Origin of the sequence: Stenotrophomonas sp. Ste96 (assembly GCF_024519495.1) — a bacterium.
Classification (GTDB): domain Bacteria; phylum Pseudomonadota; class Gammaproteobacteria; order Xanthomonadales; family Xanthomonadaceae; genus Stenotrophomonas; species Stenotrophomonas bentonitica_A.
Genome location: NZ_JALJRX010000006.1, coordinates 151,526 through 167,969 on the forward strand (window position 1 = coordinate 151,526; position 16,444 = coordinate 167,969).

The following is a 16,444-nucleotide window of genomic DNA, read 5'->3' on the forward strand; positions in this document are numbered from 1 at the left end:
ATCTTACCGCCCGCCACGGTGCAGCGCTGCCCGGTCCGGGACCGGGCAGCGGCGCCTGCCTGCCGCGCACCGGCCAGCGGCGCGCCGGAAAGCGGGGTTACTTGCTGCTGACGTACTTCTCGCGCCGCACCTGCGGCGTGGGGAGCCCGGCGTCTTTCAGCGCCTCGAAGGTGGCATCGACCATGTCCGGGTTGCCGCACAGGTAGGCGATGTCGGTGGCCGCGCTCGGGGCGAACTCGGCCAGATGCTGCTGCACGTAGCCGTGGCGCACGTCCGGATGCGGGTTCTCCGGCAGCTCGCGGGACAGGCACGGGACATAGCGGAAGCCCGGGTGGGCCTCGGCGAAGGCCCGGAAGTCGTCGCTGTAGAGCAGTTCGGCCGGCGTGCGGGCACCCTGCAGCAGGACCACCTCCACGCCACGCTCGGCCATGGCGGTGGCCAGCAGCGGCAGCATCGAGCGGTACGGGGTGACCCCGGTGCCGGTGGCGATCAGCAGGTAGCGGGCGTTGTGGTCGCCCGGCTGCAGGCAGAACCGGCCGAACGGACCGCTGGCGCTGACGTGGCCGCCGATGTCCAGGCCCTCGAAGAGGGAGGTGGCGGCGCCGCCAGGGACGAAGCTGACCGCGATATCGACCGCATCGCCCGCGCCGAGGGCGTGATCATGAATGGTCGCCAGCGAATAGCTGCGCTTGGTAGCGGTGCCGTCGGCGTACTCGAAATGGACCTGGATGAACTGACCGGGCTGGAAATCCAGCGGCTGGCCGTCATCACGCAGGAACTGGTAATGGCCGACGGTCGGGGCCAGCATGCGCCGGTCGACCAGTTTGAGGGGGAATTGAGCAGGCACGACTTTTCGGGACAGTGTGTAGCCGGGGCAAGCCCTCGGGGTCTTCTATAATAGCCGCTCCCCGCCCCTATCCAGCGCCAGCCCATAGGCGCGAAGGCAAGAGCTTGGCTTCCCAGAACACTTCCGCGCCCACCGCCGTGCCCGCCCTGCGGGTGCGTGACCTCCGCAAAACCTATGACAACGGCACCCAGGCGCTGAAGGGCGTCTCGCTGGACGTGGCCCCGGGCGACTTCTTCGCCCTGCTGGGTCCCAACGGCGCCGGCAAGTCGACCCTGATCGGCATCATCAGCTCGCTGGTGAACCTCAGCGAAGGCCAGGTCGAGGTCTTCGGCAGCGACCTGGTGCGCCACCGCAGCGCGACCATGCGCCTGATCGGCCTGGTCCCCCAGGAAATCAACTTCAACCTGTTCGAAAAGCCCTTCGACATCCTGGTCAACTACGCCGGCTTCTATGGCGTGGCCCGTGCCGAGGCCGAGAAGATGGCCGAAGAAGAACTCAAGCGCGCCCACCTGTGGGACAAGGCGCAGGTGATGAGCCGCACCCTGTCCGGGGGCATGAAGCGCCGGTTGATGATCGCCCGCGCGATGATGACCCGCCCGCGGCTGCTGATCCTGGATGAACCGACCGCCGGGGTGGACATCGAAATCCGCCGCGACATGTGGCGCGTGCTCAAGGAGATCAACGCCGCCGGCACCACGATCATCCTCACCACGCATTACCTGGAAGAAGCCGAGCACCTGTGCCGGAACCTGGCCATCATCAACCACGGCCAGATCGTCACCCAAGGCCCGATGCGCGAACTGCTGGCCAAGCTGGACGTGGAGGGCTTCCTGTTCGACATCGACGGCAGCCTGCCGGCCCAGCTGCCGGAGATCGAAGGCGCGATCCTGATCGCCACCGACAGCCACACGCTGGACGTGGACATGCCGCGCGCGATGGACCTCAACCGTGTGTTTGACGCCTTGAACGCCGCCGGTATCCGCGTGCGTTCGATGCGCACCAAGAGCAACCGCCTGGAGGAGCTGTTCGTGCGCCTCACCGGCAACCAGGAGAACGTGGCATGAGCAGCACCCCGACCCCGGTCCTGACCGACGGCCAGCGCAACCGCATCGCACTGATGACCATCGTGCGCCGCGAAGTGGCGCGCATCCTGCGCATCTGGGGCCAGACCCTGGTGCCGCCGGCGATCACCATGACCCTGTACTTCCTGATCTTCGGCGGCCTGATCGGCTCGCGCGTGGGCGAGATGGGCGGCTACAGCTACATGCAGTTCATCGTGCCGGGCCTGGTGATGATGAGCGTGATCCAGAACAGCTACGGCAACATCAGCTCGTCGTTCTTCGGCGCCAAGTTCGGCCGCCACGTGGAAGAGCTGCTGGTCAGCCCGATGCCCAACTGGGTGATCCTGTGGGGCTATGTGTCCGGTGCGGTGCTGCGCGGCCTGATGGTCGGCGTGATCGTGCTGATCATCGCGATGTTCTTTACCCCGGTGCGCATCCCGCATCCGCTGGTGACGCTGACCACGGTGCTGCTGGGCGCGACGATCTTCTCGCTGGCCGGCTTCATCAACGCGGTGTACGCCAAGAAGTTCGATGACGTGGCGATCGTGCCGACCTTCATCCTGACCCCGCTGACCTACCTGGGCGGCGTGTTCTATTCGGTGAAGCTGCTGCCGACCTGGGCCGAAGCGGCCACGCATGCCAATCCGATCTTCTACATGGTCAACGCGTTCCGCTACGGCCTGCTGGGCACCAGCGATGTGCCGCTGTGGGTGGCCTATGCGCTGATGATCGGCTTCGTGGTGGCGCTGACGGCGCTGGCGCTGTGGCTGCTGAAGCGGGGCGTGGGGATGCGGAGCTGATGCTGCGCGCGTAGTATCTGTGATGGATCGGGGATTCCCGGTCGGCACTGGGCCTCGGCGGATTCGCCGGGGCCTTTTGCTTTGTGAGGGCGATTACATTCGACGCCGGACGGTACCTGGTGCATCGTAACAACACCCTCCCACCCAAGAATTGGGCCGACCGCCTGAACCTTGCGAGAAACCTTCGCAGAATCAATGTGTTTTTCGGCCACACCGACTATGAAGATTGTTCAGATTCCTCTGGATCAAGCTGTGTCCGACGGACCAATTGACGCATTCAGCCATATGGTTTTAAGCCCATTTCCACGCATGCAGGAAATTCTCGGCTGCCTGGATGAGCAGCGTGCGGCCTTTCCATCGGATCGATTTCTTTGCACGCTCGACGACCTGAACCAATGTTGCTACACAAGCATGCACGCCTCGTCGGACGACGAGCGCATCGCCCTGGATGCCGATGTTGGCGAGGATATGTCATCACCCGCAGAGGCCTTGGCTGCACGATGCACTGTGCTGACGCATGTGATTGAACGGCTTGAGTCCTCTGAGCATCGCGTCGAGTGGTCGGCACTGACCGGATCCCTACGCTGCTCGGATCAGGATATTTGGGCGCTGAGCGAAGTCAATGACGATCCCGATTCGATTCTTGACGAAGTGGTGTGCATTCAGCGCGTGCCTGTCATGAGAGAGGATCTGCTGATTGCCGCACTACCCAACGGCTACTTTGAGGCAGATTGGAACATCTTCCAGAACCATGCGCTGACCAGGCATCTCCGCGACAGATACAGCTATCGGCTGTTTGGGATTGGCGCGTCCTGGTTGGGGTTCCAGCGGGACGACCTGCTGGCGAGCGACGATATCCTTGAGCTGATCAGCGACCTGCAGGCGGTCTATGGTTCACAGGGGTCAACAGAGGCATGGTCCGCGCTAAGCGACGTTCTACGGCTTCGCACCACACTGTTGCTTGGGTACACGGAAGATTTCAGGGTTTAGCATTCGATCGGTGCAGTGAATTCGGCACAATTGGTTATTGAGCCATCCATCAGCAGTGAGATTGTCATGCGCATCCTGATCCTTGGCGCCGGCGGGACCGGCGGGTACTTCGGTGGTCGCCTGGCCCAGGCCGGCGTGGACGTCACCTTCCTCGTCCGCCCGGCGCGTGCGGCCCAGCTGGCGGGCGAAGGGCTGGTGATCCGCAGCCCGCTGGGCGATGCGACCTTCCCGGTCAAGCACGTCACCGCCGAGGCGCTGCCTGCACTGGCAAGCGCTGAGCCCTTCGACCTGGTGATCCTGAGCTGCAAGGCCTACGACCTGGCCAGCTCGATCGAGGCGATCGCCCCGGCGATGGGCCCGCGTACCACGGTGTTGCCGATCCTCAACGGGCTGCGGCATTACGCCGATCTCGACGCACGCTTCGGCCGCGACGCCGTGCTGGGCGGGCTGTGCTTCATCAGCGCGACCAAGGCCAGCGACGGCGCGGTGGTGCATCTGGCGCCGGCGGCCAAGCTGACCTTCGGCGAGCGCGACGGCACCGGCAGCAGCGCGCGCGTGCTGGCGCTGGCGGCGGCCTGCGTGCAGGCGGGCGTGGACCACGTCGCCACCGATGCGATCGGGCAGGAGCAGTGGATCAAATACACCTTCCTGACCACGCTGGCGGCGGCGACCTGCCTGATGCGCGCCGATGTCGGCACGATCGTGGCCACCGATGACGGTGCGGCGATCGTGCGGGGCCTGTACGAGGAGTGCCTGGCGGTGGCCGAGGCGGCCGGCGAGCCGATCCCGGCCAAGGCGCAGGAGATCGCACTGGCCGCGACCACCCAGTCCGGCTCGGCGTTGAAGGCGTCGATGCTGCGCGATCTGGAGGCCGGCCAACAGGTCGAGGCCGAGCATATCGTCGGCGACATGCTGGTACGGGCACGGGCGGCCGGCCGGGCCGCACCGCTGCTGGCCGTGGCCTATGCGCACCTCCAGGCCTACCAGCAGCAGCGCAGCGCCTGAGCGCCATGCCTGCCGCGCTGCCGTCCCACGTGCTGGTGCTGGGCCTGGGCTATAGCGGGCGGCATCTGGCCGCGCTGCTGCACTCGAACGGGGTGGCCTGCAGCGGCACCGTACGCGATCCGGCCAGTGCGCCGGCGGATGGGCTGCTCCGCCACCGTCTGGTTGCAGGCGAACCGATCAGCGCGGGCCTGCGCGAGGCGATCCGCACGGCCGAGGCCATCGTCTGCTCCGTGCCACCGGATGCAGACGGCGACCCGGCCTTGCGCCTGCTCATCGATGCGCTGGGCGACAGCCCTGCGCTGCGTTGGGTCGGCTATCTCTCCTCCACCGCGGTCTACGCCGACCGCGATGGCGGTTGGGTCGACGAGACGTCTGCCGCCGATGCGACCGATGAGACCGCCCTGAAGCGCCTGCGCGCGGAACAGAAGTGGCAGGCATTCGCGCAGGCGCGTGGCATTGCCTCGGCGGTGTTCCGCCTGCCGGGCCTGTATGGGCGCGGGCGCAATGCGCTGGTGCAGTTGGCGCAGGGCAAGGCGAGGCAGGTGGTGCGGCCGGGGCTGGTGTTCAACCGGCTGCACGTGGCGGACCTGGCCAGCGGCGTGCAGGCTGCGATGCAGCGGCCTGCAGGCGCTGCGCTGCATCTGCTGAGCGATGACGAACCGGCGCCGCCACAGGACGTGGTGGCCTACGCCGCGGCGCTGAGTGGACTGCCGCTGCCCGTCGTGCAGGCGTGGGACGCACCCGAGGTGGCCGCCTCACTGCGCCGCTTCTACGCCAGCAACAAGCGCATCGACGGACGCGCCACGCGCGCGGCATTGCAGTGGCAGCCACGCTTCACCACGTACCGCGAAGGACTGGACGATGCGTGGGCGCACGGCGACGGACGCCCTGCCCTGCGCTAGCCCACGACCGTCGGTCGTGGGTGCGGCGTACCCATGCGGGGTCCGACACGCGTACCGACCAACGGTCGGTACCTACCTTCTCAAGCCGCGTCAGGGAGCCGGAAGAACGTGCGCGTAGCCGCCGTCGCGTGGGCGGCCGTGATCTCCACGTCCTCCCCGCGGTCGCGCGCCAGCTCCTCGACGATGTGCGACAGGTACATCGGCTCGTTGCGACGGTCTTTCGGCAGGGGCTTGAGCGTGCGCGGCAGCAGGTAGGGCGCGTCGGTCTCGATCATCAGGCGGTCGGCCGGGATGTGCTTGACCAGCTCGCGCAGGTGGGCGCCACGGCGTTCATCGCACAACCAGCCGGTGATGCCGATGTACCAGTCCTGGTCCAGGTAATCGAACAGTTCCTGGCGCTCGCCGGTGAAGCAGTGCACCACTGCCGGGCCGAGCTTGCCCTCGAAATTCTTCATCTGCGCCATGAAATCGGCATGCGCGTCGCGCTGGTGCAGGAACAGCGGCTTGCCGTTTTCGGCGGCGAGCTGCAGCTGGCGCTCGAAGGCGCGGTGCTGCGCCGGGCGCGGCGAGAAATCGCGGAAGTAATCCAGCCCGCACTCACCTACCGCCACCACCTCGGCATGCGCGTGCAGCGCGCGCATTTCCGCGTCGCACTCGTCGGTGTATTCCACCGCATGGTGCGGATGCACGCCAGCGGTCGCATACAGGAACCCCGGGTGCTGGCGGGCCAGCGCCAGCGCCATCGGCGAATGCTCGCGGCTGGCGCCGGTGATCACCATCTGCACCACCCCGGCCTCGCGCGCACGCGCCAGCACGGCGTCGCGGTCGCGATCGAAAGAGTCATGGGTGAGGTTGGCGCCGATATCGATCAGTTGCATGTGGGGCTACAGGACGGGTGAACCCGGGCATTCTACCGTGCTCCCCGCGATGCCCCGGCGCGCGCGTCTCGCCGCCCCCGCCTGGGCCCCGTATCCTTGCCGCATGACCACCCCGATGTTCCCGATTTCCACACTGCTGCCGCAGATCCAGACCACGCTGGAGCACGGCACCCGGCTGGTGCTGGAAGCACCGCCCGGCGCCGGCAAGACCACCCAGGTGCCGTTGGCGCTGCTGGATGCACCGTGGCTGGAAGGCCGCAGGATCATCATGCTCGAGCCACGCCGCGTGGCCGCCCGCAGCGCGGCGCAGTTCATGGCGCGACAGCTGGGCGAGAACGTCGGTGAGACCGTCGGCTATCGCATCCGCTTCGAGAACAGGATCTCCGCGCGGACCCGGATTGAAGTGGTGACCGAAGGCATCCTGACCCGGATGCTGCAGGACGATCCGTTGCTGGAGGGCGTGGGCGCACTGCTGTTCGATGAATTCCATGAGCGCCACCTTGCCGGCGATCTGGGCCTGGCGCTGGCGCTGGATGTGCAGTCGCAGCTGCGCGAGGACCTGCGCATCGTGGTGATGTCGGCCACCCTGGATGGCGAGCGGCTGGCGCAGTTCCTCGATGCGCCCCGGTTGAGCAGCGAAGGCCGCAGCTTCCCGGTGACGATCGCGCATTTCCCCGCACGCCGCGACGAAGCGCTGGAACCGCAGGCGCGCCGTGCGGTGGAGCAGGCGTTGGCCGAGCATCCCGGCGATGTGCTGGTGTTCCTGCCCGGCCAGCGCGAGATCGCGCGCGTGCAGACCGCGCTGCAGTCCGTGCTCGATCCCGCCGTGCAGGTATTGCCGCTGCACGGCGAACTGCCGGTGGATCAGCAATCGCAGGTGCTGCAGCCCGATCCCGGCGGCCGCCGCCGCGTGGTGCTGGCCACCAACGTGGCCGAGTCGTCGGTGACCCTGCCCGGCGTGCGCGTGGTGATCGACGCGGGGCTGGCCCGCGAGCCGCGCTATGACCCCAACAGCGGCTTCGCGCGCCTGGATGTGGTCCACATCGCGCAGGCCTCGGCCGATCAGCGTGCCGGCCGCGCCGGCCGTGTCGCCGAGGGCTGGGCCTGGCGGCTGTGGCCGCAGTCGCAGCGCCTGGAGGCACAGCGTCGGCCCGAGATCGCGCAGGTGGAACTGGCCTCGCTGGCGCTGGAACTGGCCGCCTGGGGCAGTGACGACCTGCGCTTCGTGGATACACCGCCGGCCGGTGCATTGGCCGCCGCCCGTGAACTGCTGCAGCGCCTGGGCGCGCTCAGCGACAGCGGCACGCTGACCCCGCTGGGCCGGCGCATGCTGACCCTCGGCACGCATCCGCGGCTGGCCGCGATGCTGATGGCGGCCGGCACAGGTGCCGAACAGGCCCTGGCCTGCGATCTGGCCGCGCTGGTGGAAGCGCGCGATCCGCTGCGCCAGGGCGGTGATGCGCTCGCCGCGCGGTGGCGTGCGCTGGCGGCGTTCCGCCAGGGGCGCGTGCCACCCGATGCCAACCGCGGCGGCCTGGCGACCATCGATGCCGCCAGCAAACAATGGCGGCGACGCCTGCGCTGTGATGCCGCGCCTCCTTCCTCAGTCGAAGCGCATCAACTCGGTGACCTGCTCGCCCATGCATTTCCGGACCGGATCGCTGCCCGCCATCCGACCGATCCGCTGCGCTATCTGCTGGCCAATGGCCGCAGCGCGCGCCTGTTCGATCCCAGCGATCTGCGTGGCGAGCCGTGGCTGGTCGCCGTGGAGCTGCGCTACGAGGCACGCGATGCGTTGCTGCTGCGCGCCGCGCCGGTGGACGAGAACCGCCTGCGCCGTGATTTTCCCGATCGCTTCAAACAGGAAGACGTGGTGCGCTGGGATGGTGAAAAGCGTGCCTTGGTCGCGCGACGGGAAACCCGCTTCGACCGCATCGTGCTGGACAGCCGCTCGGCCGGCCGCGTGGATCCTGCACACGCCGCGCAGGCACTGACTGAAGCGGTTGCCGAACTTGGGCTGGATGCGTTGCCGTGGACCGAGGGGCTGCGCCAGTGGCAGGCACGTGTGCTGGCGGTGCGGGCATGGATGCCGGAGTTGGAACTGCCGGATGTCTCCGACGCAGCGCTGTTGGCGACGCTGCCGACCTGGCTGACCCCCGCATTCAACGGCAGGACCCGCCTGGACGCGCTCGACGAATCCACCTTGGGTGAAGCGCTGAAATCACCGCTGCCGTGGGCGCAACGCCAGCTGATCGATCGCCATGCCCCGGTGCGCATTACCGTGCCTTCCGGGATGGAGCGCCCGATCCACTACGCGCTCGATGCCGATGGCGTCACGCCGCAGGCGCCGGTGCTGGCCGTCAAACTGCAGGAACTGTTCGGCCTGAGCGACACCCCGCGCATCGCCGATGGCCGCATCCCGCTGACGCTGCATCTGCTTTCCCCAGGCGGCCGGCCGCTGCAGGTCACCCAGGACCTGCGCAATTTCTGGGCGAACACCTATGCCGAAGTGAAGAAGGAAATGAAGGGCCGCTATCCCAAGCATCCATGGCCGGACGATCCCTGGACGGCCACGGCCACGCACCGGGCCAAGCCGCGCGGGACGTGAGCGCGCCTCCGCCGCCATCGCGTTGCCCCCATTCATGGCTGCTACCTGACCGGCACCACACGCCCCGCTGACCACGCTGCACCGAGCCGCTACAGTCATGACCTGGCCGTCGCCGGTGGATAACACCGCGTACACGGCCATCGCGCGACACTGGATCAGAACCGAGGCAAAGGACCCCCCATGAGCAGATTGACCGTGATTACCGACCGCGCCCTCGAGCGCGCCCTGGACATCGCCAGCACCGCTGGTGACGGCCTCAAGCATGCCGGCAGCAACCTGCGCCACTTCGGCCCGCAGGCCACCGACTGGATCAAGACCGGCGCGGCGCTGGGCGCAGTCAAGACCGGCAGCAAGGTCGCCGCCAAGGTGGTGCGCCGCAATCCGGCCGTGACCATCGCCGCCGCCGCTGTCGGCGTCGGCCTGCTGGGCTACGCGCTGTACCGCAAGCAGCAGAAGAAGAAGCTCGCCAACGGCGGCGTGGTGAACGGCCAGGCGCAGCGCATCAGCGCCCGCAACCGCCGCAACGACACCGTGGTGGATGAAACCAGCGATATCGGCAGCGACGCCTGATCGGCTGACGCTTCACCGAATCCGCATGGAAACCGCCGGCCTCAGCCGGCGGTTTTTTATTGTCCGATCTCCCGCCATTGCCCAGGTTGCAGATCGCCGATCGCATGCGCGCCCATGGAAACCCGGACCAGGCGCAGCGTCGGCAGGCCGACCGCTGCGGTCATCCGCCGCACCTGCCGGTTACGGCCCTCGCGCAGCGTGATGGCCAGCCACGCATCGGGCACCGTCTTGCGGAAGCGGACCGGCGGCGTGCGTGGCCACAATTCGGGTGCGGGCTCCAAGCGCTCGACACCGGCCGGCAATGTGGGGCCATCGTTGAGCAGCACGCCTCGGCGCAACGCCTGGACCTGCTCATCGGTCACCGTACCTTCCACCTGCACCCAGTAGGTCTTGTCGGCCTTGTGCCGCGGATCGGTCAACTGGTGGGCCAGGCCGCCATCGTCGGTGAGCAGCAGCAGGCCTTCGCTGTCGTAATCCAACCGCCCGGCGGCATACACCGCCGGTGGCAGACCGAAGCCGGCCAGCGTCGCGCGTGGCGGCTGGCTGCGGTCGGTGAACTGGCACAGCACATTGAACGGTTTGTTGAAGGCGATCAGCATCGGGGCGACAGCGGCGGTGGGGTGGTCCATTGTCCCATCCCCACGCCGACGCCGCGATCCGCGGCGAACGTTATCCGATGATCTTCATTTTGAGCAGGAAGTAGACCAGCACCAGCACCACGCCGCAGACAGTGGCGATGCGGGCTTGCCGTGCCCGGGACCCGGTGGCGGGCGCATTCAACGCGCGACGCCCGTCCAGGGCTGCACCGGCGAGCAGGAGCCCGAAACCGGCGGCCCCCATCAGGTCGTAGCCGTTGCGGCCGTAGAACACGAAATCAACGATCTTGATCAGCGTGACCACCGCCAACGCGATCAACAGCAGCTTCTTCAAAAGTGCTTTCCTCTACCTTCCCTGGAACGCGCGGGCAATAGCCCGCGCGTGGTGTATTACTTGCCCGGCTTCACGAAGCGCAGCGTCATGCGGTCGCTTTCGCCGATCGCCTGGTACTTGGCTTCATCTGCCGCGTCATGCTGGTTGGTCGGCGGCAGCGTCCACACGCCATTCGGATAATCCTTGGTGTCGCGCGGGTTGGTGTTGATCTCGCTGCTGCCGGCCAGTTCGAAACCGGCGGCCTTGGCCATCGCGATCACCTGCTGCTGGCCGACATAACCGGTCTTGTCGTCGGCCGGCACATCGGCCTTGGCGCGGTGCTCCACCACGCCGAGCACGCCGCCCGGCTTGAGCACCGAGAAGAAGCCCTTGAACATGCCTTCAGCCTGGCCGCTGCTGCGCCAGTTGTGCACGTTGCGGAAGGTGAGCACGACATCGGCCGAGTTGGCCGGACCGAACACCGGGGCCTTCGGGTCATAAGCCACCACACGGCTCTTGCCGAACACGCTGGCGTCAGCGGCGAATTTCTCTTCCAGGCCTTCGCGGCTGCGCTGCTGGTAATCACGGCCACGCCCCTCCGGCACGGCCGCCGGGTCGACCACGGCGGCTACGTACTGGCCCTTGTCGTGCAGCAGCGGCGCGAGGATTTCCGAATACCAGCCGTTGCCCGGGGTGATCTCGATGACGGTCTGGCCCGGCGCGACACCGAAGAACGACAGGGTCTGCGCTGGATGGCGGTAGGCATCGCGCTTGACGTTGGCCGGATCGCGGCGGCTGTCCTGCACGGCCTTCTGCACCGCCGGGGTGATCGCGACCTGCGCGTTCGGGCCGGCGGGCTTGATGGCCATCGCGGGTGCGGCAAGCATCAGGGTGGAGACAGTGAACAGGCAGGCACAGGTCAACGAACGGGCTTTCATCGGCGGGGCTTCCGGTAACGGGATGCGGCGAGACTAGCAGCCAAGCGTGCACAGGTGTTCACAAAGCGTTAGTGCGACGCAGCAATCCAGAACACTGTTTTGTGCCTGCTGCCGCAACGCTGTCACCCCCCCGGCCGTATCCTGTGGAAACGATTCCCAGGGAGAACATCACCCATGACTGCTACGCGCGAACTCGGTCGTTCCGGCCTCCATGTCGCTCCCATCGCCTTCGGTGGCAATGTCTTCGGCTGGAGTGCGGACGAGAAGACCTCCTTCGCCCTGCTCGATGCCTTCGTCGAGGCCGGCTTCAACCTGGTCGATACCGCCGATGTCTATTCGGCGTGGGTGCCCGGTAACCAGGGCGGCGAGTCGGAAACCATCCTGGGCCGCTGGTTCAAGCACAGCGGCAAGCGCGACAAGGTGGTGCTGGCGACCAAGGTGGCCAAGTGGTCCGAACACCCGGGCCTGTCGGCCGACAACATCACCGCCGCCGTGGAGGATTCGCTGCGCCGCCTGCAGACCGACGTGATCGATCTGTACCAGGCCCACGAAGATGATGAATCCACCCCGCTCGAATCCACGCTGGCTGCTTTCGGTCGCCTGATCGAACAGGGCAAGGTGCGCGCGATCGGTGCGTCCAACTACAGCGCCGAGCGCCTGAGCGATGCCTTGAAGGTCTCGGCCGATTACAAGCTGCCCCGCTACGAGACGCTGCAGCCGGAGTACAACCTGTACGACCGCGCCGGTTATGAAGCCGGGCTGGAAGCGGTAGTGCGCGACGCGCAGCTCGGCGTGATCAGCTACTACTCACTGGCCAGCGGCTTCCTCAGCGGCAAGTACCGCAGTGCCGCCGATGCGGGCAAGAGCAGCGCGCGCGGCCAGAGCGTGGTGGACAAGTATGTCAATCCGCGTGGCCTGCGCATCCTCGGCGCACTGGACGACGTCGCCAGCACGCATGGCGTGAGCCCGTCGCAGATCGCGATCGCCTGGCTGATCGCCCGCCCGGGCATCACCGCGCCGATCGTCAGCGCCACCAGTGTCGAGCAGTTGAACGATGTGCTGGCCGCCGCGAAGGTCGCGCTGTCGGCGCAGGAAGTGCAGCAGCTGGATGCGGCGAGCGCCGAACAGGCCTGAGCCCACCGTCATGGATGACGGACAGCCGCCCCGGGGCGGCTGTTTCCGTATGGGGCGGCGCTCGGTTTCCGGCCCGGCCGAGCGCCCTCGCCTTATCGGCTGGCCCGGCTGTCCTCGGCGACCAGCGCGTGGTGCAGGCTGACGCCGGCGCGCACGCCTTCGGCACTGGCCAGGCTGATGTTGCCGACCAGCGTGGCATCGCCCGCGGCATAGATGCCGGGCACGCTGGTCTGCTTGCCCGGGTCGACCTGGACCAGCACGCCGACCGGGCTGTCCTCCAGCACGCAGCCCAGCTGTTCCACCAGCGGGGTCGCCATATGCTGGCGCGCGGTGACGAACAGCGCGCGCAGTTCGACCCGGCGGCCATCGGCGAGCACGGCAGCGCTCAGCGCCGGTGCCTCGCCTTCGAGACCGATCACCGCCTCGTGCTCGATGCCGACCCCGCGGTGCTGCAGGGCGGCGAGTTCCTCCGGTGCCAGTGTCATGCCGTGCGCGAACAGGGTGACGTTGCCCCAGTCCGCGAGCAACGCGGCCATCGTGGCGGATTTCTCATGCCCGCCCAGCAGGCCGATCGCGCCGCCGCCGATTTCATAACCATGGCAGTACGGGCAGTGCACCACGCTGTGGCCCCAGCGCTCGGCCAGGCCGGGCAGTTCGGGCAGTTCATCGGCGATGCCGGTGGCCAGCAGCAGCTTGCGCGTGGCCCAGGTGTCACCGTTGGCGGTGCCGACCACGAAACCATCCACGGTCGGCTGGGCCGTGCTGACCGTATCGTTGACCCAGCGCACCGTCGGGTAGTCCAACAACTGCGCCTTGGCGTTGCGCAGCAGCTCGGCGCCGGCGATGCCATCCTGGCCCAGCACGCCCTGGGAATGGGCGGCGAAGCGGTTGCGCGGCAGGCCGCTGTCGATCACCAGGATCTCGCGGCGCGCACGCGCCAGGATCAGGGCCGCGGACAGGCCGGCGAAACTGCCGCCGACGACAATCGCATCAAACGTCATGGGGAACTCCTGCAGCGTGGTGGGCCAGGTGGCGGGCGAATTCTTCGCCCAGCGTGGCCAGGGTGGTGTCACGCAGGCGGGCCTCGAGCAGCGCCTGGGCCTGGCGGTAACTGGCGTCCAGCGCCTCGTTGACCACGCGCTGCACCGGGCAGCCGCGCCCGGTCTCGCGCGCACCGGTGTGCAGCAGGGGCGGCGCACCGATGGCGACATACACGTCGTGCAGGGTGATCTGCGCCGGTGCCCGCGCCAGTTGGCTGCCGCCGCCGTGGCCCCGCACCGTGGTCACCAGACCGCCCTTGTGCAGGGCGGACAGCAGGCGACGGATGACCACGGGGTGGGTGGGCAGGCAGGTCGCGAGCTGCTCGGAGGTGCGTGGGCCGTCCTGGCCGACCAGATGGGCCATCACATGCAGCGCGTCGGAAAACTGGTTACTGGATTTCATGTAACAACAATAGTTACATATAGCCAGGGTGTCCAGTCCTGCTTTGTTCCATATGTGAGCAAATTTCATCTACACGCCATCGTCACAACGTTTAATGGAACGGTAACCGTGATTGGCGTCGCACTTCAGGCCTTCTCCGGCAGACCGATACCGCATCGCCCTTCCTTACTTTTGATCTCTCATGACGTCCTCCGCACCGGCGCGTCCACGCGCCCTGAGTCTTCAATTCAAACTGCTGGGCGCGCTGTCGCTCGGCCTGGTCATCATCGTGCTGGCGGCCCTGGCCGGGCTGGGGTCGGCCTGGCGGAACCTGTCGGCCGAGGTGCCGGTCGAGGTCGCCCGCAAAGCGCAGGCCGAGCTGCTGCAGCGCGAGTTCCGGCTGCAGGTGCAGGAGTGGAAGAACGTGTTGATCCGCGGCGCCGATGAAGCGCTGCGCGAGCGCCACCTGGCGGCGTTCGATGCGGAAGGACGCCGCATTGAAGCCCTGGCCGGCACGCTGGCGACCAGCCGCGATGAACAGACACGCACGCTGGCCAACCGGTTCCTGGCCGAGCACCGCGCATTGGAGGCCCGCTACCGCGGCGCGCTGGAGGCGTTCGCGGCCAGTGGCTATGACACCCAGGCCGGCGACGCGCTGGTGCGCGGCGCCGACCGCGCCGTGGGCGCCACGCTGGATGCCCTGGCGGCGCGCGCCAGCGAACGGGCCGAGTACGAGACCAGTGCAACCTCCGAGCGCGCACGCGCCGCGCTGGTCGCCTCGGCCATGGTCACGGCGCTGGCGGCGCTGGTGCTGCTGGCCGTGCTCACCCTGTGGCTGCGGCGCGCGGTGATCGCCCCGGTGGTCGCGGTCGAAGCCGCGGCCCGCGCGGTGGCGCGCGGCGATCTGGAGCATGTGGTGGTGGTGCGCAGCGGCGATGAGATCGGTCGCCTTGGCACCGCGATGCGCGAGGTTACCCAGACCCTGAAGGGCGTGCTGGCCGCGCAGGCGACGATGGCCCAGCGCCACGACGCCGGTGAGATCAGCTACCGCATGGACGCCACGGCATTCCCGGGCGGCTATGGGCAGATGGTCCGCGACACCAACACCCTGGTCGCCAACCACATCCAGGTGAAGCTGCGGGCGATCGAGATCATGGGCCACTATGCGGTCGGTGATCTGTCGGTGGACATGGAACGCCTGCCCGGCGAGAAGGCGGTGATCACCCAGGCGCTGGATACCGCCAAGGCCAACCTCGGTGCGATCAATGCCGAGATCAAACGATTGGCGGCAGCAGCGGCCGTGGGCGATTTCAGCCAGCGCGGCGATGAGGCACGCTACCAGCACGACTTCGGCGAGATGGTCGGCGGCCTCAACCGCCTGATGCAGACCACCGAGCAGGATCTGGGCGAAGTGTCGCGCGTGCTGCAGGCGATCGCCGGAGGTGATCTGAGCGCGCGCATGCACGGCGACTTCCACGGGGTGTTCGCGCGCATGCGCGATGACATGGCGCGTACCACCGGTCAGCTGACCACCATCGTTGGCGACATCAAGCACGCCGCGCAGTCGATCCAGACCGCCGCCGGCGAGATCGCCGCGGGCAACAGCGACCTGTCGCGCCGCACCGAACAGCAGGCCGCCAACCTGGAAGAAACCGCCGCCTCGATGGAGGAACTCACCTCCACCGTGCGCCAGAACGCCGAGCATGCGCGCCAGGCCAACCAGCTCTCGATCAACGCCGCCTCGGTCGCTTCGCAAGGCGGCGAGGTGGTCGGCCAGGTGGTCACCACGATGGGGGCGATCCAGGCCTCGTCGCGGCAGATCGCCGAGATCATCAGCGTCATCGACGGCATCGCGTTCCAGACGAACATCCTTGCGCTCAACGCTGCGGTGGAAGCGGCGCGCGCCGGCGAGCAGGGCCGCGGCTTTGCGGTGGTCGCCAGCGAAGTGCGCACGCTGGCGCAGCGCTCGGCCAGCGCGGCCAAGGAGATCAAGGGGCTGATCGATCAATCCGTCACCGATGTCGACAGCGGCGCCGCGCTGGTGCAGCAGGCCGGGCAGACCATGGGCGAGATCGTCGGCAGTGTGCAGCGCGTCACCGACATCATGGCCGACATCGCAGCCGCCTCGCAGGAGCAGTCCGCCGGGATCGAGCAGGTCAACCAGACCGTGGTGCAGATGGACCAGACCACGCAGCAGAACGCAGCGCTGGTGGAAGAAGCTTCAGCGGCGGCGCGCAGCATGGAAGACCAGGCGCTGGCCCTGAACGCGGCGGTGGATGTGTTCGTGCTGGATGCCGGGCGCGGTGCGATGGGCGGCTTGGCGCGCGCGGCATGATGCAGCCGTCGTAACGGCCGCTGGCCGGCAACCGCACGCAGTGGG

The 16,444-nt window shown here is 67.7% G+C and carries 16 protein-coding genes; 9 read left to right on the top strand and 7 right to left on the bottom strand.

All coding sequences use genetic code 11. The features are described from left to right. Positions 1–97 precede the first annotated feature (97 nt). Positions 98–847, bottom strand: coding sequence for a ferredoxin--NADP reductase (locus OC373_RS15615; protein WP_261998022.1), 750 nt, complete (start codon positions 845–847; stop codon positions 98–100). Between the two features lie 104 nt (positions 848–951). On the opposite strand from OC373_RS15615, the gene OC373_RS15620 reads away from it, so the two are divergent. The 5 genes from OC373_RS15620 to OC373_RS15640 all read left to right on the top strand — a co-directional run bounded on the left by OC373_RS15620 (position 952) and on the right by OC373_RS15640 (position 5,605). After that, positions 952–1,911: an ABC transporter ATP-binding protein gene (locus OC373_RS15620; protein WP_026070140.1), complete on the top strand. Its 960-nt coding sequence runs from the start codon at positions 952–954 to the stop codon at positions 1,909–1,911. Beyond that, entirely contained in the window at positions 1,908–2,708 is an 801-nt protein-coding gene (locus OC373_RS15625; protein WP_019185458.1) for an ABC transporter permease, read from the top strand. The genes OC373_RS15620 and OC373_RS15625 overlap by 4 nt, the downstream gene beginning before the upstream one ends. Before the next feature lie 219 nt (positions 2,709–2,927). Further along, positions 2,928–3,698, top strand: coding sequence for a hypothetical protein (locus tag OC373_RS15630; RefSeq protein ID WP_026070141.1), 771 nt, complete (start codon positions 2,928–2,930; stop codon positions 3,696–3,698). Positions 3,699–3,764: 66 nt separating this feature from the next. Then, entirely contained in the window at positions 3,765–4,703 is a 939-nt protein-coding gene (gene panE / locus OC373_RS15635) for a 2-dehydropantoate 2-reductase (protein ID WP_261998023.1), read from the top strand. 5 nt (positions 4,704–4,708) lie between these two features. After that, positions 4,709–5,605: an epimerase gene (locus OC373_RS15640; RefSeq protein WP_261998024.1), complete on the top strand. Its 897-nt coding sequence runs from the start codon at positions 4,709–4,711 to the stop codon at positions 5,603–5,605. 80 nt (positions 5,606–5,685) lie between these two features. Here OC373_RS15640 and OC373_RS15645 read toward each other — a convergent pair whose 3' ends face one another. After that, positions 5,686–6,483, bottom strand: coding sequence for a TatD family hydrolase (locus OC373_RS15645; RefSeq protein ID WP_261998025.1), 798 nt, complete (start codon positions 6,481–6,483; stop codon positions 5,686–5,688). Between the two features lie 103 nt (positions 6,484–6,586). Here OC373_RS15645 and hrpB point away from each other — a divergent pair, with 103 nt between their 5' ends. Further along, entirely contained in the window at positions 6,587–9,091 is a 2,505-nt protein-coding gene (gene hrpB, locus OC373_RS15650; protein ID WP_261998026.1) for an ATP-dependent helicase HrpB, read from the top strand. A 180-nt stretch (positions 9,092–9,271) separates the two neighbouring features. Next, complete coding sequence (locus tag OC373_RS15655; protein WP_019185464.1) at positions 9,272–9,661, top strand: hypothetical protein; 390 nt, start codon at positions 9,272–9,274, stop codon at positions 9,659–9,661. A 56-nt stretch (positions 9,662–9,717) separates the two neighbouring features. Here the strand turns inward: OC373_RS15655 and OC373_RS15660 are convergent, their stop codons facing one another. The 3 genes from OC373_RS15660 to OC373_RS15670 form a co-directional block, all read right to left on the bottom strand. After that, positions 9,718–10,260 carry a pseudouridine synthase gene (locus tag OC373_RS15660; protein WP_070426189.1) on the bottom strand — a complete coding sequence of 181 codons (543 nt, stop codon included), beginning with the start codon at positions 10,258–10,260 and terminating at the stop codon, positions 9,718–9,720. A 70-nt stretch (positions 10,261–10,330) separates the two neighbouring features. Continuing rightward, entirely contained in the window at positions 10,331–10,591 is a 261-nt protein-coding gene (locus tag OC373_RS15665; RefSeq protein WP_261998027.1) for a hypothetical protein, read from the bottom strand. A gap of 56 nt (positions 10,592–10,647) precedes the next feature. After that, positions 10,648–11,457: a methyltransferase gene (locus OC373_RS15670; RefSeq protein ID WP_261998051.1), complete on the bottom strand. Its 810-nt coding sequence runs from the start codon at positions 11,455–11,457 to the stop codon at positions 10,648–10,650. A gap of 225 nt (positions 11,458–11,682) precedes the next feature. Here OC373_RS15670 and OC373_RS15675 point away from each other — a divergent pair, with 225 nt between their 5' ends. Then, on the top strand, positions 11,683–12,642 hold the full coding sequence (locus OC373_RS15675) for an aldo/keto reductase (protein ID WP_261998028.1): 960 nt from the start codon (positions 11,683–11,685) through the stop codon (positions 12,640–12,642). Between the two features lie 92 nt (positions 12,643–12,734). Here OC373_RS15675 and OC373_RS15680 read toward each other — a convergent pair whose 3' ends face one another. Beyond that, positions 12,735–13,643 carry an NAD(P)/FAD-dependent oxidoreductase gene (locus OC373_RS15680; RefSeq protein ID WP_261998029.1) on the bottom strand — a complete coding sequence of 303 codons (909 nt, stop codon included), beginning with the start codon at positions 13,641–13,643 and terminating at the stop codon, positions 12,735–12,737. Then, complete coding sequence (locus OC373_RS15685; RefSeq protein ID WP_261998030.1) at positions 13,633–14,085, bottom strand: Rrf2 family transcriptional regulator; 453 nt, start codon at positions 14,083–14,085, stop codon at positions 13,633–13,635. Before OC373_RS15685 ends, OC373_RS15680 begins: the two co-directional genes overlap by 11 nt. 181 nt (positions 14,086–14,266) lie before the next feature. On the opposite strand from OC373_RS15685, the gene OC373_RS15690 reads away from it, so the two are divergent. Next, complete coding sequence (locus OC373_RS15690; RefSeq protein ID WP_261998031.1) at positions 14,267–16,399, top strand: methyl-accepting chemotaxis protein; 2,133 nt, start codon at positions 14,267–14,269, stop codon at positions 16,397–16,399. The last annotated feature ends 45 nt before the right edge of the window (positions 16,400–16,444 follow it).

Excerpts from the sequence above, each read along its gene's own strand:
- OC373_RS15685 (WP_261998030.1), bottom strand. The coding sequence starts at position 14,085 with ATGAAATCCAGTAACCAGTTTTCCGACGCGCTGCATGTGATGGCCCAT.
- OC373_RS15660 (WP_070426189.1), bottom strand. The coding sequence starts at position 10,260 with ATGCTGATCGCCTTCAACAAACCGTTCAATGTGCTGTGCCAGTTCACC.
- panE (WP_261998023.1), top strand. The coding sequence starts at position 3,765 with ATGCGCATCCTGATCCTTGGCGCCGGCGGGACCGGCGGGTACTTCGGT.
- OC373_RS15675 (WP_261998028.1), top strand. The coding sequence starts at position 11,683 with ATGACTGCTACGCGCGAACTCGGTCGTTCCGGCCTCCATGTCGCTCCC.
- OC373_RS15655 (WP_019185464.1), top strand. The coding sequence starts at position 9,272 with ATGAGCAGATTGACCGTGATTACCGACCGCGCCCTCGAGCGCGCCCTG.
- hrpB (WP_261998026.1), top strand. The coding sequence starts at position 6,587 with ATGACCACCCCGATGTTCCCGATTTCCACACTGCTGCCGCAGATCCAG.
- OC373_RS15645 (WP_261998025.1), bottom strand. The coding sequence starts at position 6,483 with ATGCAACTGATCGATATCGGCGCCAACCTCACCCATGACTCTTTCGAT.
- OC373_RS15670 (WP_261998051.1), bottom strand. The coding sequence starts at position 11,457 with ATGCTTGCCGCACCCGCGATGGCCATCAAGCCCGCCGGCCCGAACGCG.
- OC373_RS15640 (WP_261998024.1), top strand. The coding sequence starts at position 4,709 with ATGCCTGCCGCGCTGCCGTCCCACGTGCTGGTGCTGGGCCTGGGCTAT.
- OC373_RS15630 (WP_026070141.1), top strand. The coding sequence starts at position 2,928 with ATGAAGATTGTTCAGATTCCTCTGGATCAAGCTGTGTCCGACGGACCA.
- OC373_RS15690 (WP_261998031.1), top strand. The coding sequence starts at position 14,267 with ATGACGTCCTCCGCACCGGCGCGTCCACGCGCCCTGAGTCTTCAATTC.
- OC373_RS15680 (WP_261998029.1), bottom strand. The coding sequence starts at position 13,643 with ATGACGTTTGATGCGATTGTCGTCGGCGGCAGTTTCGCCGGCCTGTCC.
- OC373_RS15625 (WP_019185458.1), top strand. The coding sequence starts at position 1,908 with ATGAGCAGCACCCCGACCCCGGTCCTGACCGACGGCCAGCGCAACCGC.